Source organism: Nostoc sp. DSM 114159 (assembly GCF_053470285.1).
Window position 1 is genome coordinate 7,851,707 of sequence record NZ_JBPFEH010000001.1, and the last position, 25,826, is coordinate 7,877,532.

A 25,826-nucleotide genomic window follows, 5' to 3' on the forward strand; every position below is an offset into this window, starting at 1 on the left:
TAGGAATTTTTTGTACTCCAAGTAATTGCAAATCCTGTTATAGATTGGATATTTTACTCATTCTTGTTTAATCTTTTAGTCAGGTAAAATCCCAACCCAGCAATTGAGCAACTTGAGACGGGAGGGTAACTGGATTAAAGGGTTTGAGAATTACACCTGCAACTTGATACTGTCGCAAAATTTGCGAATCCAACCATCGCGCTTTCGCACTGAGCAACACTACAGGAATAGCTTGAGTTTCTGGATGATTTCTTAGTTTATTCATAAACTCAAAACTAGCCAGATCGTGAATTGAGATATCTAATACAATCGCATCAGGAGTATGGTGTACTGCATTCTGCAATCCTTCTAATGGAGAATCTGCTGTCACCACATTCCAACCAGCTAAATCTTGGAGGCAAAATTTTACTATCTCACGGACATGCAGTTCATCATCAATGAGCAATATCGTTTTGCCGATTATATTTACCTCCTTTAGCATATTCATTTGATTTCATATACCTTTTTTGATTACAGATAAAAGGTTTTTATCTGTAACCAAAAAAATACATTACAAAAATAAAAAACTAATAAAGATATAGATTTCGTTACCAAACTTAATTATTAATCGTTCCACCCCAGAATCTCACTAACTTCGTTGCAAATAGAGGTGGGTTCAAAAGGTTTGGTGATGATTCCAGCAATTCCCATCTGGGCGAAACGGGCGCGATCGCTCCCTTGGACTTTCGCTGTTAACAAAATCACTGGTATAGCTTCGGTTCCTGAATTTGCCTGAAGTTTTTCGTAGACTGCAAAGCCATCCATGTCAGGCATAGAGACATCAAGTAGAATGGCATCAATAGGTTCCATCTGGGCAATTTTTAATCCTTCTGACCCAGATGCAGCTGTCAGGGTGTCCCATCCTCCCAAGTCTTCTAAACAAGCTTGCACTAATTCGCGGATTCGTTCTTCATCATCCACAATTAACAATTTTTTTGTCATTTGTCATTTGTCATTTGTCATTTGTCATTTGTCATTTGTCATTTGTTATTCTCCCCCTGCTCCCTGCCCCACTTCGACTACGCTCAGTGACCTCCTGCTCTCTGCTCCCTGCCCCCCTGCCCCCTGCCCCCTGCCCCCTGCCTAATTCCCCGGCAATGGTAGAGTGAAGAAAAACGTGCTGCCAACACCAAGAGTACTTTCAGCCCAGATTTGCCCACCGTGCCGATCAATAATACTACGACAGATTGCCAATCCCAAGCCTGTGCCGCCTTTGGTGCGAGAATCAGAGGCATCTACTTGCTGAAATCTTCCAAAGATTGCTTCTAACTTGTCTGCTGGAATACCTCGACCTCGATCCGTTATTTGGAATAGTACGCGGTCTGTTTGCTGTTGGACACTGAGGGTAATAGTAGAATCGACAGGCGAGAATTTAATCGCATTACCTAACAAATTAGTAAGTGTTTGCACAATAGCATCAGGAGCCGCCCAAACTTGAGCATTAGTCGGGTGGATATTAAAGGTGATATTTTGCTGATTGGCGATCGCTTGCAGTCCTGCTACTGCTTGTTGAATTAAGTCAGCCGCATTGCAGATGGTTTTTTCTAAGACAGCTCGATCTGATTCTAAGCGTTCCAAATCGAGAATATCGTTGACAAGACGCACTAAGCGATCGCTGTCGATGGCTGCAATCTCAATCATCCGCTTAAATTTATCTGGTTTTTTGTCGTAGATACCAGTTTGTAGTAAACCCAATGCGGCGCGAATTGCAGTTAAGGGGGTGCGGAGTTCGTGACTAACGATGCCAATAAACTCACTCTTGATCGAATTAATCTGCTCTAGTTCAGTGATATCTTCGGCAATTCCAGCAATCCGAACTACCTCGCCGAATTCATTTTTGATCGGAAATGCGCGATCGCGAATCCAACGGATTGAACCATCAGGGCGGATAATGCGATATTTTTTATCGTATTGCCCTGCTTTCATCTGTTCAATGAGTTCAATTTCGACGCGCTGGCGATCTTCTGGGTGAATTGCATCTAACCAATTTGAATAGTCGCGATACAAGTCCTCACAATTTTTTTGCCAGATGGTTTGGTATGCATTGCTCACATATAGAACTTGCTGATTTTGAATATCGGTCATCCAAAATACTGCTTGGATGTTTTCTGCCAGCTGACGAAATTTTTCTTCGCTGTGGCGTAAAGCATCTTCGATGCGTTTGCGTTCAGTGATATCTTGGTGAACCGCAACCAGAACGTCGCCGTAGTCGGGATGTCTGAATACCGAAGCGGTCACACTACACCAAAATGGCGTACCATCTTTTTTAAGATTCTGGACTTCGTAGGTGGCTTCAGTATTTTGTAAAACGGCAGACAAAGTGGCTTGATTTACATTTTGAGTAGTTACTGATTTGGTGACACAGTTCGCAATCGAAACGTGTTGACCGTTGAGTTCACCAGAGTCATAGCCAAACATCTGCTCAAATTTCGGATTGGCATAGATAATGATTGCATTATCAATTCTCACTAAGCAAATGCCTTCTCCCATATTTCGGGTGATTACAGCTTGAAGCTCCAGCATTTGCGCCTGTTCTAAAAGTGTGAGTTGGGTTTGTTGCTGCTCTATAACTGTTTTTCGCAGGCGATCGTTCGTCTCTGTCAGTTGGGCAGTACGTTCTTGCACCCGTTGCTCAAGTTCGGTATTCAGTTGTTGTAGGTCAATTTCTGCCTGTTTGCGCTCTGTTAGTTCTGTCTGTAACTGTTTGAACAAAGCTGCTTGCTGGATAGCAATGCTTACTTGCGCTCCTAGCTGCCGCAACAGAGTAATTTCTGAAGATTGCCACTCACGAGGAGCTCTACATTGATGAGCTGCTAATAATCCCCACAATTCATCTCCTACGGAAACAGGAACGACCAGATTTGCCCTCACTTGGAGACTTTCCAAAAATTCAACGTGACAGGGACTAATTCCAGCAGTATAAATATCAGTTTTCGCAGTGACTAAGCCTTGTTTAAAGGGTTCGACGTTCTCTTCACCAATGCAAGGGTCATAAATCTGGAGTGGTAAAAGAGCCATGCAGTCCGGTGCAACAGACTCAATCACAATCGTTCCTCCCCAACCTGGATAAAATTGGAAGATAGTGACGCGATCGCACTCCAGAAATTGCCGCACTTCATCAACAGTAGTTTGCAAGATATCTTGTAAATTGAGCGATCGCCGGATACGCTGGCTGATCTCCATCACTAAGCGCTGTTGCTCAAATTGCTGTTGCAGCGTTTCTTGTGCTTGTTTGCGCTCGTCAAGAGCCATCCGCAGTTGCTCGGCATTTTCTTGAGACAATTGTTGGTTGAGTTGTTGAATCTTCCGTCTGCTGTACTGAAGATTGCCTGTCACCAAGTTAATTATCAAGGCAACTAGGAGGAAAAGACCTAGCCGTAATATATCTCCTGGTTGATTAATCCTCAGTTGATATTGAGGGGGAATTAAGTAATAATCAATTGCCAGTGTGGAAAGGACAACTGTAACGATCCCTGGTCGAAAGCCACCATACCAAGTACTTACAATAATAGCTATATAGAAAAAAGCACCAATGGTTCGAGAAAGCAGCAGTTCTAGCCAGAGTGACAGCAGCAGGGCGATCGCAGCTGAACCAATAGCCACACCGTAAGCTAATAATTGCTGATAATTTCCGATCACGCTTTACTTCTCCCTGCCTGAGAGCGCCAACGAGTTCTTTGAATGCGGCTCAATACCCGTGTCACAAGTTCTGGCCCTAGTACTGGCTTGCTGATAAAATCATCGGCTCCGGCAGCAAAAGCTTGCTGAAGAAATTCTGCTTCCGTATGGGCTGTAACTACTAAAATCGGTAAATCTCCCCACTGGGCATCCTGACGCACGACTTTACACAACTCTAATCCGTTGACTATCGGCATTTCTAAATCTAGCACCACCAAATCAGGAGATGTTGCAATCAGCACCTTCCAAAATTGTTGTGATTGGGAGAGGGTGATTACTTCCAGTCCCCAAGGAGTTAACAACGCTGATAATCCAGCCAGCATTACAGGGTCATCGTCTACAATTAAAACTTTGGCTTCGGAAGTTTGAGGTTGAGGTAAGACACGAGCGATCGCTTGAAAAATCTCCTCGGTTGTCGCCGGTTTATGCAAAAATTGTCTAGCTCCTAAACGCGATACTTTCAGTCGTTCTGCTAGGCTATCTCGTCCGGTAAAAACAATAACTGGGATATTTGGCGATCGCTCTACTATCTCGCTCAATAATATTAATCCGTCTTCCTCTGCTGTTGTAAAACTCAAATCCAGTAAAACAGCATCAGGAGTTTTTAAGGAAAAAAGCGATCGGGCGGTTGCTAAGTTTGGTGCAACCTTCATCCTGATTCCCCATGAATCAGCTTGTGCTTGCAACTGCTTTGTCAGCATAGTATCATTATCGATTACTAACAGCCGATGAGTTTGCTTCATCGGGACGCTTGGAGCAGTGGAAGTGACAGCAGGCTTGGTTAACTCTTGCTGTAATGCTGTTACCAGTTGCGAGAAATTAGAGATTTGCTCTGGAGATAGCAAGGAATCTTCAAGCAGCAAATGCTCTATTTTCCGTGCAAGGCGAGAACCCTCTGGATAACCGAACGACCCCATTGAACCTGCTAGCTTATGAGCTTCACGCAATGCATTCTGCTGTAAATCTTTATTTAAATTTCCTGCCAAGAGTGCAGTTTTTGCTTGCTCCAGCACTGCAACCTGTCCAACAAAGGAATTACGAAATCGCTCCAGCACCCGATTTACAGAAGTCATATCTTTGGGGCCGGGTTTTTTCTTTCTATGTTGATTCTTTTCCCCAACAGACATGGGGCGATTAGGTGCAGGCTTGATGCGATAGCCCATACCATATACGGTTTCTAGAAATTCTTCTGCTATACCTGCTGTTTTCAGTTTCTTGCGCAAGTCTTTAATATGAGTCGTAACTGCATTTTCAGTCGGTGCATCCCCAAATCCCCAAAGCCGATCTAGAATCACTGCCCGACTAAAAATCCGGTCTGGGTTTTGCAAAAACAACTCCAGCAGTTTGTATTCTGTGGCTGTGAGGAGAATTTCCTGCTGATTAGAAGTTACTCTGCCGGCACTTGGATCTAAACAGAGATTTCCCCAGGTTAAAATAGATGATGAGATCGCCCCATTGCGTCGTAATAAAGAGCGAATTCTGGCTAGTAATGCTTCTGGATCGAAGGGTTTGATGACGTAATCATCTGCTCCGGCATCTAACCCCGCCACAATATCTGCATTAGAATTTTTCCCAGTTAACAACAGAATAGATTTACGGTAGCCTTGCTTTCGCAGTTGCCGACACAAGGTAATCCCATCCAGTTTTGGAATTAGCCAGTCCAGCAAAATCAACTCATATTCAGTCGATAATGCTAGTTCTAATCCAGCTTGTCCATTGCTTGCAATGTCGATAGTATAATGATTTGCACTCAACAACTCGAACAGTGCTGTACTCAGTAATACGTCATCCTCTACCAACAAAATTTTCATAAGTTGTATCAAAAAAAGATGCTTATGACACCTTCGCGATCGCAGGAGACACCCTCTGCGCGGTCAAACTTTTGTGTAATTTTAATATATTGTTACAAACAATACAACAAGTTAATTTAAATTTTGCAGTGTGAGATATTTGTTGACAAAAATTAATAAGTAAAGTAGTGTTTCTCCTTTATAAACTAAGACAACTACAGACTTAAACACTGTCACCCCCGACTTAAATCTGTGTCAGTGCATTCGTACTGTATATTTTCTGTTTGATTTCTAGCCAGTTGTGGTGATGAAGCGGTGACGCTTGTGCTGCATCCACCTTAAGGTGGTTGGGAGAGCGTGAACGTCAACAACTGGCCATTGGGTGGGATTTTGAGATGGGAATTAATCCCTTGTAGAATTTTCTCAATGTCCCTGTAACCCTGTTGATATATAAATTAAAACTACAACAGAAAAACTTTGGATGCCAAATTGCCAAAAGCACTCAACACAATAGACTTCTTACAAAAGTAACAAATGCCAAGATGTTGGGGAAAGGTTAGGGATTTCCAATTAAAAAATATTCCGTCGCTTAGAAGGCAGGGGGCAGGAGGTCACTGAGCGTTGGTCATTGAGTTTCGACTGCGCTCAACTACCGCGTAGCCGAAATGAGTCGAAGTGGGGCAGGGAGCAGGGGGAGAGCAAGTCGTATTGATAGGGGTGAAATGGGATAATTTATTTTCTGGAAGTCCCTTAGAAAATCATTGGAACGGCAGCATCTTAGATGAAATAGAAACGGCTTTAAACTTGGCTGCTAGTATGACATGGAAGGGTAAACATCCAATTGTTAAGTTAGTTACTCAAACTTACGCCACCGGAGTGAAACTCACAAAAAAAGCTATGTCGGAAATTGAGAAACAAATTGAGCGTTTGACTCATTCTCAAAACGAATTTTTTCCCAATCTGGGTAATTGGTTTATTGATATTAATTTTGCCAAAACGTAAGTTATAAATAGTAATTTACAGCTTTATAGTCTTAAATAAACATAACTTCACTTTGCGGCTTGCTCGTGCGAGTGTAGATTTTTTCATGCTTACAAAGGGGGGAAGAGAGCGGCAGCCGACGGCTGCCGCTCTCTTCCCCTTAATAAGGATTATCATTATTGAGTAACTGCCAAAAGATTAATTTTTGGGACAATTTATTCTTTGGAAGTCCCTTACCCCAATATAGCCAACTGACCGCGCTACCTGAAGTCCCTGCTGTAAAAATGAGATTGGGCGTAGGGTATTCTCACCAATTATTTTCTCTAATACATCTGAAGTCGTTTTCCCCCCTTGCCACTGATTGATAGCAGGTAATCTTGCGATCGGGGTCATCATGTCATACTTAGTCAGTAGCATATCCAAAAATTCTTGCTGCTGAACTCCCATAAGGCTTTTCAAAGTATTCAATAACAGCCCCAGCGCCTCATGATCATAGGTTAAACGCCCGTAATTAGATAGATAGCTAACGATCTCACTAACTGCCACAAATGAAGCACCTGAAAGATTGATCATGGGTATTACCTGTTTTAAACCTGCTAGCTCCAAAATTTGCTGACGCGATATCGCTCTGTAGCCAGTTCTGGTAAATCTTTGAGGAGAGTTATTAATTGTTTGCGATCTTCAGCTTCTAGGTTGACCATATTTGCTTTTTGGCATTGTGGACGAACGATACATATTTAGATGATATGGACAATCCCACCTTTTGACGTTGCTCCCATCCAGAATTATGACAATCGACTTGCTTTTTAAATTTGTATGTGATAATTTTCCCTTGTAGTTAATTCAACGGTTATTCGACCGACTTACCGTACTTGAGGCAGCTAACATCATAGTTAAGAAACTTCCCAATAAAAATATCTAACTACAAATGATTGCGAGACACCCCACAGAATTGGATAAGTTATTCCTTGGAATATTTCTAAATAAGCAGTAAAGACAAGAGTGCTGGAGTTGACATATAGACTCTCATTCTTATCTTTTCTTTAATAAAAGGAGTAATAAAACCGATATCGGCTGGTGTGGAGACATTCCTGGATTGTCAGCTATTGCTGCCGATCAGGAGCTTTGCATTGGGGCTGTCCAGCGTCCCAGACCGGAATCATTGGCGAGTGCGATCGTAGTCCGTGGTGATTCTCCTAACCGTAAGCCCGCTGACCTTGTAGGTAAAAAAGTTGCTGTAAATCAGGCTGGTGCAGGTAAGTACCTGTTATTAAAACCAGAAGACAGCAAACTGGATGCTAGAGCAAAAAATTCTACCGAAAAGGGTAGATGTTGCTGCAACTATTTGCCCCACCGCTAAGTAGGAGCACAGGGGCGGGGGGCAGGGAGCGGGAAGAATAATTTTCTTGTTCCCTAACTCAGTAAGGGAATTTTTCCAATTCCCAGTCCCCAATCTAAAATTCAAAATTCAAAATTGTATGACTAAAGTATTGATTCTCGATGCCAACAAACAACCGTTATATCCAGTACGCATCAGCCATGCTAGGCTGCTATTGTCACAAGGTAAAGCTACTGTATTTCAGCGATATCCTTTTACTATCATTCTGAAGGAGTCCCTTTCTCATCTAAAACTTGAGCAACTTGGCTTTAAGATTCATCCTGGTATTAAAATAAATCGTAATTGAATTCTTAATTACGATTTACAACTTAGTAATTAGTTAATCTTTACCGCCTCCTAAACAGAGGAATATAGATGACGAACCACACTATTTTAGAACCGTTACCAGAAGACCAATGGTTTATTGAGAGCCAAAAACTACGATCCTTTGTAGCAACAGTGCAAGAAATTAGCGCTAGCGCTGTTAACGATCGCACACAAACTCTCGCTAGATTAGAACCCTATTTTCAAGAACTCCTTGCCCAACAGCAATGGCTACCCCAAAAGTTTGCCCAAGTTAATCTCGAAAGCCGGATGGGTGGCGGTATTGGTCAATGGCTGCTTTATCGCGCTAAAGATCGTTCGCTGTCGGTATTCAGTTTGGTAATTCCCCCAGGTTCAACAACTCCTGTCCACGATCATTTAGCTTGGGGATTGATTGGTTTATACAAGGGCGATCAAGAAGAAACAGTCTATCGCCGTGTAGATAACAGTGATGTAGAAGGACACGCACAATTACAAGTAACTGAAGTGCGTAGCCTTCAACCAGGTGATATCTACCGCCTCTTACCACCAGATGGTGATATCCACGCTGTTAAAACCACATCCCAGAGCGCATCTGTATCCATCCATATTTTAGGTAATGATACTGGTTGTATTTTGCGTCACCAGTTCATCCCAGAATTTCACAGCGTCAAATCCTTTCGCTCTGGATATTCCAACGCTCCCTGTAAAGAAGAGGAGGAAAAAGAACATGGCCAATTATATTAGACCAAAACCCCCAGTTTTCGAGCGAGTTGAAGACGAACGCCTCCACCGCAAGCAACGTCTCGCCGCCGCCTTTCGCCTGTTTGGTAAGTTTGGCTTCAGTGAGGGAATCGCAGGCCATATTACGGCTCGCGATCCTGAGTTTACAGACCATTTTTGGGTCAATCCATTCGGGGCATACTTTGGTCATATCCGAGTTTCTGACCTGATTTTAGTTAACAAAGAAGGTGAAGTGGTTAAAGGCGATGCTGAGGTAAACCAAGCTGCTTTCGCCATCCATTCTCAGATTCATGAAGCTCGACCTGATGTCATCGCCGCGGCTCACGCTCATTCACTTTATGGTAAAGCCTGGTCTAGTTTGGGGCGTCTCCTTGACCCCTTGACTCAAGATTCTTGTGCTTTTTACGAAGACCATGCCCTGTTTGACGATTTTACAGGTGTTGTTTTAGAAACTTCTGAAGGTCAGCGATTAGCGCAAGCCTTGGGGCCAAAGAAAGCCATAATTTTACGTAACCATAGCATTTTAACTGTGGGACATACAGTCGATGAAGCTGCCTTTTGGTACATTAGCTTAGAGCGATCGTGCCAAGGCCAACTGTTGGCTGAAGCTGCGGGTAGACCCACTACTATCAAACACGAAACAGCCCGTTTAACACAAACTCAAGTGGGGTCACATGTAAGTGGGTGGTTCAGTTTCCAGCCGCTTTACGATCGCATTGTACGCGAAGAACCTGATTTACTAAATTAATGCTGTGTTTTTTGGCATTGGCATAATCGGCGGGGAAGTTTCCAGTTAACTTACTTCCCGCTATTTTGATGTCAATTAAAAATTTATTTATATACTCCGGTAAACCTATAAGTTTATAGTATTCATATATCTCAGAGAAATCATTTTGATGATTAACCAAATCTTTCGCCGCTTAATTCCCAAGTGGATATCGTTGGTAAAATTCAGGAATATCCCGTTTAACAACCAGCATAAATTATTCTTTTCTTCCCCTTTACCAACAGTGGGAGCTTTTGTTACAGGTCTTTGTCTGAGCTTGCTATTTGCTGCTTGTTCATCGACACCGACTGTTAATGTCCCTAATCCCAGTGCCACATCTGTTGCTAATTCTGCTTCTAGTAAAGTAGTCAGATTTGGCTATCAAAAATCTACCATTTTGCTAAGGACTAAGGGTGTTTTAGAAAAGCGTCTGGCGCCAGAAGGTATTACTGTAAAGTGGACTGAATTTCAAGCAGGCCCACAACTACTAGAAGCCATGAATGTGGGTAGTATTGACATTGGTCCTGTGGGAGAATCACCGCCAATATTTGCCCAAGCAGCGGGAACATCGCTAACTTACGTTATTGGTACTGCGGCTACTCCGGCTAGTTCTGCAATTCTTGTTCCTCAAAATTCGCAAATTCAAAAAGTTACTGACTTGAAGGGCAAAAGAGTTGCCTTTCAAAAAGGTTCTAGTGCCCATTTATTGTTAGTCCAAGCTTTAGAAAAAGCAGGATTGAAATATACAGACATTGAACCTAAATATTTGGCTCCGGCTGATGCTCGTGCTGCATTTGTGAAAGGGAGTGTGGATGCTTGGGTAATTTGGGACCCTTTCTATGCTGCGGCTCAAGAGGCAACTAAAGCCAGAGTTCTGATTGATGGCACAGGAATTAATAAACAGGGAGGATATTATTTGATGACTCGCAAATTTGTCACTGAAAATACCCAAACTGTCAAGGCAATAGTGGAGGAAATTAAAAATCTCGAAGAATGGTCTAAACAGAATCGAGAAGAGGTAGCAAAAACTCTCGCACCTGTGTTAGGAATTGATTTAGAAACGATGAAAAAAGCAACTAACAGACGGACTTTTGGGATTGTACCAATTGACGATAATTTGATAAATCTACAACAAGGTGTTGCAGATACATATTATAAATTGAAGTTAATTCCCAAACAGATAAATGTGAAGGATGCAATGTTGACAAAAGAAGAATATGCTGCTTTCTCACCAAAAACTTAAACTAGTACAATGAATCGGCTGTAGGGGCATAGAAATGTATGCACCTACAGATGAAATTGATATTAGTAGCAAATTTGAAAATGTAAATCTTGGAATTGATTATGACTAATCCTACAGAATTACTGCGATCGCGCTACGGTGAAATTCCCTTCAATCCCGAAATTGCATGGAATGATTCGCTAACAGCACTACTATCTCACCGTTCAATTCGGTCTTATCTAGCCGATCCTTTACCACCGGGAACTCTGGAATTGCTAATTGCAGCCGCCCAATCTGCATCTACTTCCTCGAATTTGCAAACTTGGAGTGTGGTAGCAGTCGAAGATCGACAGCGCAAAGAGGAGTTATCCAAGCTAGCGGGAAACCAAGCACATATTAAGCAGGTTCCTTTATTCTTGGTTTGGTTAGCAGATTTGGCGCGTTTAAGTCACGTTGCTGACAGTCGCGGCATATCTCATGATGCGCTGGAATATTTGGAAATGTTTGTAATGGCAACAATTGATGCAACGTTGGCAGCGCAAAATGCCGCAGTTGCAGCTGAGTCACTTGGTTTAGGAACAGTCTATATCGGTGGAATCAGGAACCACCCGCAAGAGGTAGCAGAGATATTGAATTTGCCCTCTTCTGTGTATGCTGTATTTGGGCTGTGTGTGGGCTATCCAAATCCTGAAATTGAAGCAGCGATTAAGCCAAGGTTGCCCCAGTCAGCTGTGCTGCATCGTGAAACGTATAAATTGGCAGAACAAGAAGAAGCGATCGCTCACTACAACGACATCATCAAAGAATTCTATACTGAACAAAAGATGAATGTTCCTGGCGATTGGTCAGAACACTCAGCCCAACGCATCGCCACTGTAGAATCATTGAGAGGACGCGATCGCTTGCGTGAAGCTCTCAATAACCTTGGCTTTCAATTGTTGTAAACAAGAATAATCAAGATTATGGATTTGCAACTCCGTGGCAAAGTCGCCTTAGTGACAGCTGCTAGTAAAGGTTTGGGCAAAGCTACAGCGAGGCAATTTGCCCGTGAGGGTGCAAAAGTTGCCATCTGCGCCCGCAGTGAGTTAATTGACAAAACTGCTGCCCAGATTGCAAGCGAAACAGGTACAGAAGTGCTACCTCTGCGTGCCGACGTTACCATTCAAGAAGATATTGAACGGATAATTAATGCCACAGTGGAAAAATTCGGCGGGTTGGATATCCTCGTTACCAACGCCGGAGGCCCACCTGCTGGCACTTTTGATGATATTGATTTGGCAACTTGGGAAACTTCGCTCGACTTGACTTTGCTGAGTGCGGTACGTCTGGTAAAGTATGCTTTACCTCACTTACGCCAATCTAGCGCACCAGCAATTCTGACCATCACCTCAACCTCAACTAAACAACCAGTCCAAAATCTGGTTTTATCTAATTCCATTCGATTAGCAGTGATTGGTTTAACGAAAACTCTCAGCCAAGAACTGGGTAGCGATAAAATTCGCGTCAACAGTATTCTTCCAGGCTGGACATATACAGAACGGGTAGAAGAATTAATCGATGCCCGCATCACTAAAAGTGGTGAAACGAAAGAAGCAGAAATTGCTAGAATCAATGAGACAGTCCCTTTGGGTCGTATGGGGACACCTGAAGAGTTTGCCAATGTTGCGGTATTTCTGAGTTCACCAGCAGCCTCATTTGTGAACGGAGTCATGCTGCAAGTAGATGGCGGAATTATTCAAAGCACATTTTGAGCGGCTCGATCCATCGAACAGAATTCAGGAGTCAGGAGTCAGGAGTCAGAATTCAAAATGAATTCTCTACGACTGGCGGCTAGCGAGTCATCGTACCCTTACGCAGTTTTCTCCTGCCCCCGTTCGACTACGCTCACGGCAAGCCTTCCTCTGCCCGGTTGTTGAGTTTCGACTACGCTCAACTGCCGCGTAGTCGAAACACTACCTTCCTCGAAAAACTAACTTTGACTACTTTCATCATTTCTTCAATTGTTCTAAATAGACAGCAACCACTCTCATAATGCTGTTACATCTTTGTTAAGAATAGTTACAACTTCTTAACACAAGGAAATATTGATTATGGAAGTCTCACTTGAAAAGAATGCACCACATCGGGTTGTGATCGTTGGTGGCGGCTTTGGTGGACTGTATACAGCAAAAGCTTTGAAGAAAGCAAATGTAGATGTTACTCTCATTGATAAACGTAACTTTCATCTATTTCAGCCGCTTTTATATCAAGTTGCCACAGGTACGCTATCACCTGCTGATATTTCTGCACCATTACGATCTGTATTCAGCAAAAGCAAGAATACAAAAGTGTTGTTGGGAGAGGTAAATGATATCGATCCAAAAGCGCAACAAGTTATTTTGGGTGATGAAGTAGTACCTTATGACACTTTGATTGTCGCCACAGGTGTTAACCATTCCTATTTTGGTAAAGATAATTGGAAAGAATTTGCTCCTGGCTTGAAAACTGTTGAAGATGCCATAGAAATGCGCCGCCAGATATTTTCGGCATTTGAAGCAGCAGAAAAACAAACCGATCCAGAAAAACGCCGTGCTTTGTTGACTTTTGTGATTGTCGGCGGTGGGCCTACCGGTGTAGAATTATCCGGCGCGATCGCAGAATTAGCATACCAAACTCTCACAGAAGATTTCCGCAGCATCAACACCTCAGAAGCGAGAATTTTACTATTGCAAGGTGGCGATCGCATCCTCCCACACATTTCACCAGAATTATCGAAAGTAGCAGCAGAATCTTTGCAAAAGTTGGGTGTGGCTGTCTATACCAACACCAGAGTGACAAATATTCAAGGTAACATCGTTACTTTCAGACAAGGCGATGAATTGACAGAAATTACCTCAAAAACTATCTTGTGGGCAGCAGGTGTTCAAGGTTCGCCTATGGGGAAAGCCCTAGCAAAAAGTACAGGTGTAGAGTGCGATCGCGACGGACGTGTGATTGTAGAACCAGACTTGTCTATCAAGGGTTATAACAACATTTTTGTGGTGGGAGATTTAGGCAACTTTTCCCATCAAAATGGTAAACCCTTACCTGGTGTTGCACCTGTAGCTAAACAACAAGGAGAGTATGTAGCTAAACTCATTAAACGTAGGTTGCAAGGTGAGACTTTGCCACAATTTCGTTACAATGACGTAGGTACTTTGGCGATGATTGGGCAAAATCTAGCTGTTGTAGATTTAGGCTTAGTCAAACTCAAAGGTTTCATTGCTTGGCTGTTTTGGCTAGTAGTTCACATCTACTTCTTAATTGAGTTTGACACTAAAGTAGTAGTAGCAATTCAGTGGGGATGGAATTATATCACTCGTAATCGTCGCTCTAGATTGATTACTGGTCGAGATGGTTTTGTAGAAGGAAAAACTCTTAACAAGAGGGTGCAACAGCCTTCTGGGACACTTCTGTAATATCATGTTCGGTAAAGACTTATTATTAAGACAGTAACGGTGCAGAGGAGAGGAGCTTTTGGGCTTTCTGCATAGATTCGGTGATTACAGCAGTTTTCATTATTTAGACCACAATTATGAGACCTAACCCCCAGCCCCTTCCCTACAAGGGAAGGGGAGAAAATCAAAACCTCTCTCCTATGAGGAGAGAGGTTTAGAGAGAGGTCTATTTGTGGTTCATTTACCTGAAAATCGCTGTAAAAGTAATTAGCCGGACTTGATATAACTTCCGGGATCGAATCCGATAGGACTTATTTGTTGTCGTAACTAGCGATCGCCACAATCGTAGATAAAGGAACTTCCGCAAAATACTGTTGCTGAAATTGTTCTTCTCGAACCGCAGCTAAAAATCGTGCAACTGCTTCGTCAGCTAGGTTTTCGGCACTATCGTTTGGATTCCAACTAATTTGTAAAGAACGGTCTTGTCGTTGAACTGTGAACCCTAAATATTTTAAGGCTTTGATGCCGACAAGTAAAGTTTGGTCGCTAATGCCAATTTTCTCTAAAAGTTGTCTGCGGGTAACTACTTGGTTTGTGCGACTGAGATATTTAGCAATTCCGACAAGAGTCAGCCAAATTTGATTGGGTGGTTGATGGTTAGGTTTAGACCAAGCGATCGCTAATTGTTGCTGATTCTCAAGCCCAGACGTAGAGCGGCTGATCGCCAAACATCGCCGCAACCACATACGTAAATCATCCCAATTCGTGGGACAATCTTCAATAATTAGCCCTGTTAGCGGTAGCGGGGCGTTTAGCCCATGTTGAGTTGCTGAGTGTTCCTGATTCCGTAAGTCTAAGATGAGTGGTAAGTGCTGAGTGTTGAGTGCTGAGTTAGCAGAAGAACGCACGGCAATCAATCTGATTTCATAACGTTTTTTGAAGGTGTTGTAGTCTAATTCTGCTATGCAATCACACCTTCCTATAGGCAATTCATCTTTGTAGTGTCCCCACCATAAGCCAGGAAAAGCACTTCTGCTAGAATCATCCCGAATATCAAACTCAGCTTTAATGTACTGTACCTTTTTCCCTTGCCAATCCTGCTGATTGCGATGCCAAGAATTTTCAAACCAGCAGTTTTGAATTAGCAATTTCGGAACAGGATTACCCATTCCACAAGGTTCTAACAGTTTCAGTTCCAAAAATAACTCTTTCCCCAAGTCGGCTACCGTTACTGTCAAGTCTGCTTGTACAGTTGGCGTTAAAGTTGTACTACCTAAAGATTGGCGCAACTGCTGATTAATCGCCGCTGTAAATAAAGGAATGTTCTCCACTAACAAACTCAAACCAGCGGCAAAGGGATGTCCCCCAAAGCGATGTAATAAATGTGCTTGCTCTTTCACCAGCTGGTATAAATCGACAGAATTAACCGAACGAGCGGAACCACGAGCTAATACGAGTGCTGAGTTCTGAGTGCTGAGTTCTGAGTTAGAAGATAAAGAAGTAATTTCTCCCCCTGCTTCCCCTGCTCCCCCTGCTCCCTGCTCCCTGCTCCCTGCTCCCCTGCTCCCCTGCTCCCCTGCTTCCCCTGCTCCTTCCGTACTCAACAAAATTGTCGGGCGTCCTGTTTCTTGTGCTATCTGTCCCGCAACTAAACCCAATACACCCGCAGGCCATTGGGCATCTTCTAAGACAATGACGCTGGTGGTTGATAAATCTAATTGAGTAAGTTTTTGCGCCACTTGTGTTTGCACATCTTTTTGTAAAGATTTGCGGCGGGCGTTGGCGAGTTCTGTAACTTCGGCGAGTTCGTTACAACGTTTGACATCCCGACTAGTTAATAATTCCACGCAAAAACTGGCATCGCCTTGGATGCGACTAACGGCGTTAATTCTTGGCCCCAAACCAAAAGAAATATCTGTGGGGCGATCGCCACTTTTCTGACACAATTCTAATAATCGCCCCACCCCTGGTCGCCGCCGCGCTGCTGCTGGCTGTTTAAAATCTTCTTGCAGTCGTTGAATTCCCATCTGTGCCAAGTAACGGCAATCTCCACTTAATTGCACTAAGTCGGCAATTAATCCAACTGCAACTAAATCTAATAAATCTTCTAAGGGATATTTAGCAACATTGGGCAAGCTTTGATATAGTGCTTCCACCAACTTATAAGCTACCGCCACCCCGGAAAGATTAAATAACTGATGTTCCTTTGGAAAATAGCGAGGATTGATAATCGCTGCAACAGGTGGGCGTTCGGCTGGTAAGGTGTGATGGTCTGTAACTATTACATCTATACCTAACTGTTTAGCATAGATAATTTCCTCAACATTTGTGCTACCTGTATCGCAAGTAACAATTAATTTGCAACCTTCTTTTACTAAATTATCAATCCCTTGATTATTAAGTCCGTGGGATTCTTTCAGGCGATTGGGAATGTAGTAAACTAACTGAGTATTTTGAGCGAAAAACTGTCCCAATCCATCCCAAAGTACCGATGTAGCGGTAATCCCATCGGCATCGAAGTCTCCCCAAATGGCAATTTTTTCTTTAGTATTATACGCTTGTTGCAACCGTGCGATCGCCAAATGCATTTCTTGCCCAAACTCAAAGGGACTTGCTGGTTGATAAACTTTATAGTTGATAAAAGCTGTTAATTGTTGACGATCTTTAATACCCCGTTGCCACAACAACTGCGCTGCATACAGTCCACTTGATGCAGGTGTATACTGTTTCACTGCTTGGATAAACCACTCTGGTAGTTGTTCAGTTGCTGTTATAGTCCACTGCTGTTGTTCTGGCATACAAACAAAGTTAGGATTTAGAAGTTAAAACTCTTAAAATACAATGATAATTTGTAAATCTGTGGAGTTGACTTTTAGAGGATGTCTGAGAAGTATCAAATATTTGTTGATCCCCCTAACCCCCTTACCCCTTAAAAAAGATAGGGAAGTAAGAGTCTTAAAGTCCCCCTTTTTAAGGGGGATTTAGGGGGATCTCCAAAGGTTAGTGTATATAAAAAACTTTTCAGACATTCTTTTAGCTCGACTTTATCCATTTTTTTCGCAACGCGAATCGCTTAAGCTGAAACTTTTGTAGGACGGTAGTTTTACTTTTTTAACTTCATCTATAATCTGTGACGTGAAAAAAGTATTTGCCAAAAAGCTAGGGTTTTCGCTGGATAAAGAAAGCGAGTTCTTAATTTTGGATAAAGTCGAGTTTAGAAGAGTGAAGAAAGCTCCTAGTAATTGCTCAGATAATCTGGTCATCAAACTTCAATTCAAGTACAACAATATCATCGAAACCGTAAAAAACTGAAGTTAAGCACGCATAATTTTATATAATTATTTCACTTTACTTACAATGATACAGCTTAGTTTTACCTATTTAATTGTTGTATGAGTTTAAATTTAGTTAAGTAAAATCTCATAATTTTTTTGTATATAAATAGCCGATGTCTCTAGTAGAATCTTTAGATAATTTTTATCTGTAATTTGTGAGCGAAATCACACTACTAACCTAAGCACCGAAATAAAATTCTATTTGTGTATAAAATATTACATATAAAATGATGGAATTACTTCAACTAATCTTAGTGCTAGGTACAGTAGTTGGTATTACAGACGGGAACACAATTTTAGTTAAAGATAATGCAGGACAAACAACTATAGTCAAGTTAGCGTGTATTAACGCACCAGAGGCAACTGACAAGCGCTATGGTTTAGCAGCAACACAAAAGTTAAAACAGCTATTACCACTTCAAACTCCTGTCGTAATTAGAAGTACAGAACAACTAAAAAATGGTCGTCCAGCCGGTGAAGTGTTTGTAGATAATCAGTCAGTAAATCTCCTTTTGGTAGAGTCAGGTAATGCCGTCGTTGACCAAGAATCTTTACAAAATTGCTATGAAACCAAAACCCAATTTTTAATTGCAGAAGCTAATGCTAAAAATAAGCATTTGGGTTTGTGGCAACAATCAAAATTGCAGTTAAAACTACATACTAAGTAAGCGCTGACATTATCAGTTATAATAACCTGGAGCAATTTTAGAAAAATCCAATTCATAATGAGCAACAAAACCCTAATGTAGAGAAGCAATTCATCGCGTCTTGAAAAACCAATAATCTACACCAATAACCCTTAACTGAAATAGTATTGAATTTTAGGTTACTGTATTTATTTTATTGTTTGAGATTTTCCATATTTAATTTTTGTCAATAAGTAATATCATCTCACCCTTGATTACTTGTAATACATGTTGCAAAAGTAAATTTTGCAACATATTGGCGGAAAGGTTAAAGGCTAAAGGGAAATTAATTCTATCCCTTTCCCCTTTAACCCTTCCCCTTTCCCCCATTTCTTGTTGCATTTTTAATATCACTAATCAACTCATCAATCCTTGATTGAGTAGTGTTCCAAGAACACATAAAACGTACTCCTCCCACACCAATAAATGTATAAAACTGCCAGTTCTTGGCTTTTAAGCTGTGAATTACTTCTTCAGGTAATTTTACAAATACGGCGTTGGCTTCTCTAGGAAACATTAAGTCAACACCTTCTATGTTTAATAGTTGATTTTCTAAATATTCAGCACATTGATTAGCATGTCTAGCATTTTTTAGCCAAGCACCAGTTTCTAATAAACCCAACCAAGGAGCCGAAATAAACCGCATTTTTGAAGCTAGCTGGCCTGCTTGCTTGCATCGATAATCAAAATCTTCTGCTAGCGCTTTATTGAAGAAAAGAATGGCCTCACCTAATGCCATTCCATTCTTGGTACCACAAAAACACAATACATCCACCCCAGTTTTCCAAGTAATTTCAGCAGGGCTTTTATTCATAGCGGCAACTGCATTGGCAAAACGAGCGCCATCCATGTGAAGTTTTAAGTTATATTTGTTTGCAACTTCTTTAATACTTAAAAGTTCTTCAATAGAATATAAAGTTCCTAATTCAGTTGATTGTGTAATACTAATAACTTTAGGTTTTGGATAATGAATGTCAGTACGTTTGGTGACAATTGACTCTATAGCCTGTGATGTTAATTTGCCATTCTTACCGTGAGCAAGTAGCAGTTTGGAGCCATTAGATGCAAATTCAGGTGCGCCACATTCATCTGTTTCTATGTGAGATGTCTCATGGCAAATGACGCTGTGATATGACTGGCAAAGAGCAGCTAAGGATAAAGAATTTGCGGCTGTCCCGTTAAAGGTAAAAAATACTTCACAATCAATTTCAAAGAGTTCCCGAAAATAATCTGTTGCTTTTTGAGTCCATTCATCATTTCCATAAGCTGGAACACTACCTTGATTTGCCCTAATCATATATTCTAATGCTTCAGGACAAATACCAGAGGAATTATCACTTGCAAACTGTTCTAATTGGCTACTCATAATTTTTACTTTGATTTTTAACAGTAGGTAGTTGTTACAATACTAGTAAATAATTTTGGGCTTTGCCAAATCCATTGACGAGTAATGCTATTAACCTTTTCAATTATTTAATAATTATGCTAATTAGAATAACTTTGGATAGCAGGAAGCTAGTTTTTTTAAGAGCCATAGTTAATAATTAATGAAAAACAAGGTTTTTGACTTATATAAAAAGTAGCAATTCTGAACCTTTTGATTTTCACAACTTAAATCTGACTTTTCTATTTTTTATCAACCTGAATCGTTATAAACTTAAGTGGGATATTAATAATGTATAAATGACTTTGCTGATGTCTACAGTACAGAAAACTGGAATCTTATTTTTACATCACTGAGATGTTTAATTACTACGGTGTCTTCGCCAGTTTGGCATTGAGGATATTTGGAGACGATAAACATCGCCAATAACTAAATATTATGCTAAAAAAATAAAGTTTGCTAATCAGAATGCTAATTATCTACTTATAATACACTATACAATGTCCTACCAATCACCATGAAATCATTATTGGGCATATTTGTCCTTTGTTAGTTCTCAGTAGTCATTTGTTTATTTTCTACTGACTAATGACCAACGATCGATGACCAATACTTCGGCTGCGCCCTTCGACTACGCTTAGGACAAGCTCAGTACAAGTAACTAAATAACTAATGACTGAACCATTGATTGAACTGAAAGGTGTTTCTAAGTCCTTTGGTAGCCATAAAGTTCTAGATAATGTAGACTTGACCATTTACCGGGGAGAAGCACTGGGTATTATTGGGCCATCAGGGACGGGAAAATCAACTATCTTACGAGTAATAGCGGGGTTACTTAGTCCTGATGAAGGAGAAATTTATGTGCAAGGAGTGCGGCGAGAGGGTTTGATTGAGGATGGTGGCCAGCAGGTTGGCATTGGTATGGTGTTTCAGCAGGCGGCCCTATTTGATTCGCTGACAGTGGAGGAAAATGTGGGATTTTTACTTTATCAAAATTCAAAGCTGCCGCGATCGCGCATCCGAAATTTGGTAAACGAAAAATTGGAGATGGTAGGTTTGCCAGAAATAGGCGACCTCTACCCAGCCGAACTTTCCGGGGGAATGCGCAAACGGGTAAGTTTTGCCCGTGCGATTATGTCTAACCCTGATAATCCCAATGAAGGGCCAGAAGTTCTACTATACGACGAACCAACTGCCGGACTCGATCCCATTGCCTCGACAGTCATCGAAGATTTAATCCGCCACTTGCAATGCTTACATGGAGTTTGTAGTACTTATGCTGTTGTTACCCACCAAGACAGCACTATCCGCCGTACATCTGATAGACTTATATTTCTCTATGAAGGTAAAGTGCAGTGGCAAGGTACAGTTAGTGAAATATACAACACCGAACATCCCTTGATCAGACAATTTATCAGTGGAAGTGTTCAAGGCCCGATTAAAGTCGCCGGCTAGAAACTTAAAAGTGAGGAGTGAGGAGTGAGGAGTGAGGAGTTAAATTTAACTACTAATTCCTAACTCCTAATTCCTAACTCCTAATTGGTTATTGGTTGTTGGTGGAGGCAAAAAAATGCGAGGTCTTATGACAAGTCGCTTCGCGTCTGGGCGAACATTTAGAGAAGGTTCTGTGGGGTTATTACTCCTGCTAGGACTAGGGGTATTTGGATTACTCTTTCTGTGGTTAAATAGATTCACTGCTGCTGGCCGTTCATACAAAATTATTGTAGAATTTGCCAACGCTGGCGGAATGCAAAAGGGAGCAGCAGTTCGCTACCGTGGCGTTAAGGTAGGAACTATTTCTCAGGTTCGACCAGGGGCAAATGCCATCGATGTAGTGATTGAAATTGCCCAAACTGACTTAATTATCCCCCGTAATGTAGTGGTGGAAGCTAATCAAAGCGGATTAATTAGCGAAAGTATTATTGACATCACACCAAGAACAACCTTACCTCCTGGGGTTGCGATCGCTAAACCCCTAGATAAAAATTGTGATACCAGCCTCATCGTCTGTAATGGCTCTCGGTTAAAAGGTCAGGTTGGCATCAGTGTTGATGCACTAATTCGCAGTTCAACTGAGCTAGCTGGTGCATACAACGATCCAAAATTTTATCGAAATGTCAATAGAGTTCTAGAGACTACCACAGGTGCAGCATCCAGTTTTACTGAGCTAAGTCAGGATTTACAAGGTTTGACCAAAAGCTTACAACTACAACTTGCTACCTTTTCCGCTACGGCTAATTCAGTGCAACGGGCGACAAACCAACTTAATGCATCTGCAAATCAAACAGTAAATAAATTTGGTGCAACTGCAACTCAAGCAAATCGATTGCTGAACAACCTGGATAATTTGGTGACAACAAATCGTTCGACGCTGGTTGGTGCGTTGAATAATATCACCGAAACCAGCAACCAATTGCGTGTTACAGTCAGTAGCTTATCACCATCAGTCAATCGATTGACTCAAGGACAATTACTCAACAATTTAGAAGCGCTTTCAGCAAATGCAGCCCAAGCCTCAGCTAATTTACGCGATGCTTCTAAAAGCTTAAACGATCCAAAGAATGCGGTGTTGCTGCAACAAACTTTAGATTCAGCACGAGTAACCTTTGAAAATACCCAAAAAATTACATCTGATTTAGATGAATTGACAGGCGATCCTAATTTCCGTAAAAATCTGCGGCAATTGGTAAATGGTTTAAGTGGTTTAGTATCTTCTACACAACAGATGCAGCAACAAGTGCAAGTTGCCACTACTCTAGATTCGGTAAAAGCTGCTGTCAGCAAACCAAACAATCTAATTCCTACCCCAGCACCAACCCAACAGGCGATTAATGACAAGTCGCTACCAATCTACAAAAATAATCCTTCAGCGGCTAATTTTGCAAGTACCGATACCGACCTTCAACCAACTCCTAGTCCGTCTATCCCGAACTCATCCCAAGAAAACCTTTTGAAGCAGCTGCGGGAGTACGGCAAGCAACGGGAGCAACTGGAGACACAGAAAGAGGCAATACAGCTTGACCCTTCGGCTACGCTCACTGCTGACCCTGAGCATAGCAGAAATGTTGAGAATTTTAAGTAAAATATTTTACTATCAGGTGAATGTATTGAAGCCAATCGACACCACTTGCTATAACGTTGAAAGGTGTCGATTATTTTCATAGTAGAGTTTTCAGCTTGCAAAACCTATTGCTTATTGATACAGCAGATTTAAAGTTAGTGAGCTACACAAGCTAAGTCTGTTACCCAGATATAAAGCGTATTTTACTCCAATATGCTTGGGTTAAAGGTTATTGGTGTAGATAATTGGTCTTTCAAGACGCGATAAATCGCGTCTCTACATCTGGATGATAAATCGCGTCTCTACATCTGGGTTTTGTTGCTCATTCTGGACTGTATTGTGTTTTACTCCTGAATTCTAAATTCTGAGTTCTGCTTCTTCCAAAACTCAAATAAGTTTGCTCCCATTAATGACAGCAGCCGTTTTTAAGAGCGAATTAACATTGGGTCATAAATTTGAGACTCTTGAACCCCATAATTGCCCAGAATAGACCTAGCTATATCTTGCTCGCGCTCTGTGCCACTAACGATAAGTATGTAATTGCCTTGCTCTATTTGCTCATTATAAAAGCGTGCCCACTCATCTGCTATTCCTAACCTCATAGCGTCAAAGCGTTCACTTAAATTAATGCCTGTTGGCACAACCAATTGAGAAAAGTCTTTGCAAATTAAGGAAATCTGGTTTACTGAAAAACCTGCGATACACATATCCTTAATTGCTGCTTCAGCATTATCTATGCTATTAAAGCAACTAACACTATACTTAGACATCATCCCACTTTTATTAGGAATTGCAGTAGTAGAAGTCGTTGTGGTCAGAGAATTTGTAGTTTCATATTCACTGTTGAGATGCTCGTAAATACCAAACTCTTCAATACCCCAACGTTGTAGTATTTCTTGTACTTTAGCAATTTCAAAAGATGTACAATCCACGATTATTAAATAGTGTCCCTCTTCTACTCGCTCGTTATATGCTCTAGCTTGCTCTGATGACATTCCCCAACCAACTAATGCACCAGCAAAAGTCCCAGTGGCAGCACCAATACTTGCACCAACAAGGGTTGTAACCAAAGCAGTTGCTGCCGCTCCAGCCAGCATTATTGGACCAATTCCAGGGATTGCTAAAGTCCCAAGACCCACTAATAAACCAGTTAACCCACCAACAGCGCCTCCTGAAAGCCCTCCTACTGTTGCACCTTCGTCAGCTTTATCACCAGTGTCCTCTTTAACTTTACGATCGGCAATCTCATGATTGCGATCTGAATTTTGTACAAGTATAGATACTTTCTCCATTGCCAAGCCAGAAGCTCTCAACTCATGTATTGCCTGCTCTGCATCTATCCGATGAGTAAATACGCCTACAGCACGTTGATATTGACTTAAAACCATAATTACTCCTTGGTCGCAGGGGAAAGATTAATCACTGACAAAGTTGATTCTTCAGTACTTGTTATCTTAAATACGAGTTGGTTCAACTCAAAACTATCCTTAGTAATAAAATAGTCATAAAATACATTCCTTGCTCATAAGGTAGGCAATAACATTCTCAACGGTGCAAGTCAAAAAATGAATACACCAAGACGGAAAGACCCTTAACTGATGCGGAATTATTATTAGTGAGTGACACGCTAATACGGTTCGGATAAGCATTTTTCACAATCGAGTGTGGTCTGGGGAAAGGATGTATTCAAAACCTTTCCCCTTTCCCCTTTAACCGAACCGTATTGAGTGACACGGGACAGCCTCAACTACATATGTATGTCCAACGCAGACATAATGACATTCCCCTGTGTTAATATCCCAAATTCTCAGAGCTTGCTCATGGGATGCAAACTAAGTCTTTGTAAATTTCGCTTTTGTCTTGACTGTGGTTTTCTCTATAAGGAGTCCGGGAATTTTGTGTGATATGATGGGCAACCTATTTAACAAAACCTTCCTAAAGGCTGAGTGTCCTCTATTTATAGTTTGTCCGTAGGCAGAAGAGATCGATATATACAAAAAGTAATATTTGTTTGTATAGCTAAAAGGCTTGTGTAGATTTCATCCTACCTAATTCAAGCCATATTTTTTTATGAGTTTGGTAAGCAGTAATTATGCGTTGGCAAATAGGTCGTCGGAGTACAAATGTTGAAGATCGGCGTGGGATGAAGATTTCCGCTCCTGTCGTGGGTGGGGGCGTAGGAGTAGCACTTATATCGCTATTGGTTTTACTATTGGGTGGCGATCCTAGTGCCCTTTGGCAAGAAGATTCCCCACCAAATGATAGCCCGATCGCTGAGTCACCTCAAACAACAGGATCTCAAACTCAAGATCGAATGCCGGATTTTGTATCTGTTGTACTGGCTGATACAGAAGATACATGGAGTGACTTGTTTCGGCAAGATGGAAAAAGTTATGTAGAACCAAAGTTAGTTCTTTACTCAGGAGCGGTAGAGTCTGCTTGTGGATTTGCACGTTCAGCAGTTGGGTCGTTTTATTGTCCGCGCGATCGAAAAGTGTATATTGACTTGAGTTTTTACCGCGATTTGAAGACCCGATATCAGGCACCTGGAGATTTTGCTCAAGCATACGTGATTGCTCATGAAATTGGGCATCATGTCCAAAATTTACTGGGGATTTCGCAGCAAGTTAGAGGTTTGCAGAACCAAGCGAGTCAGACACAAGCAAATCAGCTTTCTGTGCGATTAGAATTACAAGCAGACTGTTTTGCAGGCGTTTGGGCAAATCATGCTCAACGCTCACGGCAAATTCTGGAAACAGGTGATATTGAAGAAGCATTGAATGCAGCTAGCAGTATTGGAGATGACCGCTTGCAAAAACAAGCTAAAGGTTATGCTGTGCCAGAATCTTTTACACATGGTAGTTCAGCCCAAAGGGTTCGTTGGTTTAAACAAGGTATCCAAACGGGCGATCCTCAAAAATGTAATACTTTTGCCAGGACAAATTCTTAGGGACTTCCAATTACAAAAATATTCCATCGCTTTGAAGGCAGGGGAGCAGAGGAGCAGAGGGGCAGGGAGTGAGGGAGTGAGGGAGTGAGGAGA

General features: G+C 41.6%; 20 protein-coding genes and 1 pseudogene. 13 read left to right on the forward strand and 8 right to left on the reverse strand.

The features are described from left to right. Window positions 1–79 precede the first annotated feature (79 nt). The 4 genes from ACR5KR_RS33060 to ACR5KR_RS33075 form a co-directional block, all read right to left on the reverse strand. Window positions 80–487: a response regulator gene (locus tag ACR5KR_RS33060; protein ID WP_448269540.1), complete on the reverse strand. Its 408-nt coding sequence runs from the start codon at window positions 485–487 to the stop codon at window positions 80–82. 116 nt (window positions 488–603) lie between these two features. Beyond that, complete coding sequence (locus tag ACR5KR_RS33065; protein ID WP_448269542.1) at window positions 604–981, reverse strand: response regulator; 378 nt, start codon at window positions 979–981, stop codon at window positions 604–606. A gap of 141 nt (window positions 982–1,122) precedes the next feature. Continuing rightward, window positions 1,123–3,678, reverse strand: coding sequence for an ATP-binding protein (locus tag ACR5KR_RS33070; RefSeq protein ID WP_448269544.1), 2,556 nt, complete (start codon window positions 3,676–3,678; stop codon window positions 1,123–1,125). Next, window positions 3,675–5,528 carry a response regulator gene (locus ACR5KR_RS33075; RefSeq protein WP_448269546.1) on the reverse strand — a complete coding sequence of 618 codons (1,854 nt, stop codon included), beginning with the start codon at window positions 5,526–5,528 and terminating at the stop codon, window positions 3,675–3,677. Before ACR5KR_RS33075 ends, ACR5KR_RS33070 begins: the two co-directional genes overlap by 4 nt. Before the next feature lie 729 nt (window positions 5,529–6,257). Between ACR5KR_RS33075 and ACR5KR_RS33080 the strand changes: the two are divergent. Then, window positions 6,258–6,509: pseudogene (locus tag ACR5KR_RS33080) on the forward strand (ISAzo13-like element transposase-related protein); the annotation flags it as partial. 177 nt (window positions 6,510–6,686) lie between these two features. Here ACR5KR_RS33080 and ACR5KR_RS33085 read toward each other — a convergent pair. After that, a complete protein-coding gene (locus tag ACR5KR_RS33085) occupies window positions 6,687–7,061 on the reverse strand; it encodes a hypothetical protein (RefSeq protein ID WP_448269548.1) in 375 nt (124 codons plus the stop codon). Between the two features lie 523 nt (window positions 7,062–7,584). On the opposite strand from ACR5KR_RS33085, the gene ACR5KR_RS33090 reads away from it, so the two are divergent. The 8 genes from ACR5KR_RS33090 (at window position 7,585) to ACR5KR_RS33125 (ending at window position 14,338) form a co-directional block, all read left to right on the forward strand. Then, on the forward strand, window positions 7,585–7,848 hold the full coding sequence (locus ACR5KR_RS33090) for a hypothetical protein (protein WP_448269550.1): 264 nt from the start codon (window positions 7,585–7,587) through the stop codon (window positions 7,846–7,848). Between the two features lie 118 nt (window positions 7,849–7,966). Then, window positions 7,967–8,173 (forward strand): RRXRR domain-containing protein, encoded by a 207-nt coding sequence (locus ACR5KR_RS33095; protein ID WP_445629402.1) that lies wholly within the window; start codon window positions 7,967–7,969, stop codon window positions 8,171–8,173. Between the two features lie 68 nt (window positions 8,174–8,241). Further along, window positions 8,242–8,916 (forward strand): hypothetical protein, encoded by a 675-nt coding sequence (locus ACR5KR_RS33100; protein WP_448269551.1) that lies wholly within the window; start codon window positions 8,242–8,244, stop codon window positions 8,914–8,916. Then, window positions 8,900–9,661: a class II aldolase/adducin family protein gene (locus ACR5KR_RS33105; RefSeq protein ID WP_322695135.1), complete on the forward strand. Its 762-nt coding sequence runs from the start codon at window positions 8,900–8,902 to the stop codon at window positions 9,659–9,661. Before ACR5KR_RS33100 ends, ACR5KR_RS33105 begins: the two co-directional genes overlap by 17 nt. A gap of 148 nt (window positions 9,662–9,809) precedes the next feature. After that, window positions 9,810–10,922, forward strand: coding sequence for a sulfonate ABC transporter substrate-binding protein (locus ACR5KR_RS33110; protein ID WP_448269553.1), 1,113 nt, complete (start codon window positions 9,810–9,812; stop codon window positions 10,920–10,922). A 101-nt stretch (window positions 10,923–11,023) separates the two neighbouring features. Further along, window positions 11,024–11,845 carry an NADPH-dependent oxidoreductase gene (locus ACR5KR_RS33115; protein WP_448269555.1) on the forward strand — a complete coding sequence of 274 codons (822 nt, stop codon included), beginning with the start codon at window positions 11,024–11,026 and terminating at the stop codon, window positions 11,843–11,845. Window positions 11,846–11,863: 18 nt separating this feature from the next. Continuing rightward, window positions 11,864–12,652, forward strand: coding sequence for an SDR family oxidoreductase (locus ACR5KR_RS33120; RefSeq protein WP_448269557.1), 789 nt, complete (start codon window positions 11,864–11,866; stop codon window positions 12,650–12,652). Between the two features lie 339 nt (window positions 12,653–12,991). Beyond that, window positions 12,992–14,338 carry an NAD(P)/FAD-dependent oxidoreductase gene (locus ACR5KR_RS33125; protein ID WP_448269558.1) on the forward strand — a complete coding sequence of 449 codons (1,347 nt, stop codon included), beginning with the start codon at window positions 12,992–12,994 and terminating at the stop codon, window positions 14,336–14,338. Window positions 14,339–14,628: 290 nt separating this feature from the next. On the opposite strand, the gene ACR5KR_RS33130 is transcribed toward ACR5KR_RS33125, so the two are convergent. Next, window positions 14,629–17,115 (reverse strand): single-stranded-DNA-specific exonuclease RecJ, encoded by a 2,487-nt coding sequence (locus ACR5KR_RS33130; protein WP_448269560.1) that lies wholly within the window; start codon window positions 17,113–17,115, stop codon window positions 14,629–14,631. Between the two features lie 764 nt (window positions 17,116–17,879). Here ACR5KR_RS33130 and ACR5KR_RS33135 point away from each other — a divergent pair. After that, window positions 17,880–18,320, forward strand: a complete 441-nt coding sequence (locus tag ACR5KR_RS33135) for a thermonuclease family protein (protein WP_448269562.1) — start codon at window positions 17,880–17,882, stop codon at window positions 18,318–18,320. Window positions 18,321–18,645: 325 nt separating this feature from the next. Here the strand turns inward: ACR5KR_RS33135 and ACR5KR_RS33140 are convergent, their stop codons facing one another. Beyond that, entirely contained in the window at window positions 18,646–19,704 is a 1,059-nt protein-coding gene (locus ACR5KR_RS33140; RefSeq protein ID WP_448269564.1) for a threonine aldolase family protein, read from the reverse strand. 690 nt (window positions 19,705–20,394) lie between these two features. On the opposite strand from ACR5KR_RS33140, the gene ACR5KR_RS33145 reads away from it, so the two are divergent. Together ACR5KR_RS33145 and ACR5KR_RS33150 are read left to right on the forward strand one after the other, a co-directional pair. Further along, entirely contained in the window at window positions 20,395–21,177 is a 783-nt protein-coding gene (locus ACR5KR_RS33145; RefSeq protein WP_445629411.1) for an ABC transporter ATP-binding protein, read from the forward strand. 115 nt (window positions 21,178–21,292) lie between these two features. After that, complete coding sequence (locus tag ACR5KR_RS33150) at window positions 21,293–22,804, forward strand: MlaD family protein (RefSeq protein WP_448269566.1); 1,512 nt, start codon at window positions 21,293–21,295, stop codon at window positions 22,802–22,804. A gap of 404 nt (window positions 22,805–23,208) precedes the next feature. On the opposite strand, the gene ACR5KR_RS33155 is transcribed toward ACR5KR_RS33150, so the two are convergent. Continuing rightward, window positions 23,209–24,171 (reverse strand): hypothetical protein, encoded by a 963-nt coding sequence (locus tag ACR5KR_RS33155; RefSeq protein WP_448269568.1) that lies wholly within the window; start codon window positions 24,169–24,171, stop codon window positions 23,209–23,211. Between the two features lie 704 nt (window positions 24,172–24,875). Between ACR5KR_RS33155 and ypfJ the strand changes: the two genes are divergently transcribed. Next, complete coding sequence (gene ypfJ, locus ACR5KR_RS33160; RefSeq protein WP_448269570.1) at window positions 24,876–25,733, forward strand: KPN_02809 family neutral zinc metallopeptidase; 858 nt, start codon at window positions 24,876–24,878, stop codon at window positions 25,731–25,733. Window positions 25,734–25,826: the final 93 nt, after the last annotated feature.

Bases quoted from the DNA above. Each gene is read 5' to 3' on its own strand.
- ACR5KR_RS33120 (WP_448269557.1), top strand. From the start codon at position 11,864: ATGGATTTGCAACTCCGTGGCAAAGTCGCCTTAGTGACAGCTGCTAGT.
- ACR5KR_RS33060 (WP_448269540.1), bottom strand. From the start codon at position 487: ATGAATATGCTAAAGGAGGTAAATATAATCGGCAAAACGATATTGCTC.
- ACR5KR_RS33085 (WP_448269548.1), bottom strand. From the start codon at position 7,061: ATGATCAATCTTTCAGGTGCTTCATTTGTGGCAGTTAGTGAGATCGTT.
- ACR5KR_RS33145 (WP_445629411.1), top strand. From the start codon at position 20,395: ATGACTGAACCATTGATTGAACTGAAAGGTGTTTCTAAGTCCTTTGGT.
- ACR5KR_RS33110 (WP_448269553.1), top strand. From the start codon at position 9,810: ATGATTAACCAAATCTTTCGCCGCTTAATTCCCAAGTGGATATCGTTG.
- ACR5KR_RS33125 (WP_448269558.1), top strand. From the start codon at position 12,992: ATGGAAGTCTCACTTGAAAAGAATGCACCACATCGGGTTGTGATCGTT.
- ACR5KR_RS33095 (WP_445629402.1), top strand. From the start codon at position 7,967: ATGACTAAAGTATTGATTCTCGATGCCAACAAACAACCGTTATATCCA.
- ACR5KR_RS33130 (WP_448269560.1), bottom strand. From the start codon at position 17,115: ATGCCAGAACAACAGCAGTGGACTATAACAGCAACTGAACAACTACCA.
- ACR5KR_RS33135 (WP_448269562.1), top strand. From the start codon at position 17,880: ATGATGGAATTACTTCAACTAATCTTAGTGCTAGGTACAGTAGTTGGT.
- ACR5KR_RS33140 (WP_448269564.1), bottom strand. From the start codon at position 19,704: ATGAGTAGCCAATTAGAACAGTTTGCAAGTGATAATTCCTCTGGTATT.
- ACR5KR_RS33115 (WP_448269555.1), top strand. From the start codon at position 11,024: ATGACTAATCCTACAGAATTACTGCGATCGCGCTACGGTGAAATTCCC.
- ACR5KR_RS33150 (WP_448269566.1), top strand. From the start codon at position 21,293: ATGCGAGGTCTTATGACAAGTCGCTTCGCGTCTGGGCGAACATTTAGA.
- ypfJ (WP_448269570.1), top strand. From the start codon at position 24,876: ATGCGTTGGCAAATAGGTCGTCGGAGTACAAATGTTGAAGATCGGCGT.
- ACR5KR_RS33100 (WP_448269551.1), top strand. From the start codon at position 8,242: ATGACGAACCACACTATTTTAGAACCGTTACCAGAAGACCAATGGTTT.
- ACR5KR_RS33155 (WP_448269568.1), bottom strand. From the start codon at position 24,171: ATGGTTTTAAGTCAATATCAACGTGCTGTAGGCGTATTTACTCATCGG.
- ACR5KR_RS33105 (WP_322695135.1), top strand. From the start codon at position 8,900: ATGGCCAATTATATTAGACCAAAACCCCCAGTTTTCGAGCGAGTTGAA.
- ACR5KR_RS33075 (WP_448269546.1), bottom strand. From the start codon at position 5,528: ATGAAAATTTTGTTGGTAGAGGATGACGTATTACTGAGTACAGCACTG.
- ACR5KR_RS33065 (WP_448269542.1), bottom strand. From the start codon at position 981: ATGACAAAAAAATTGTTAATTGTGGATGATGAAGAACGAATCCGCGAA.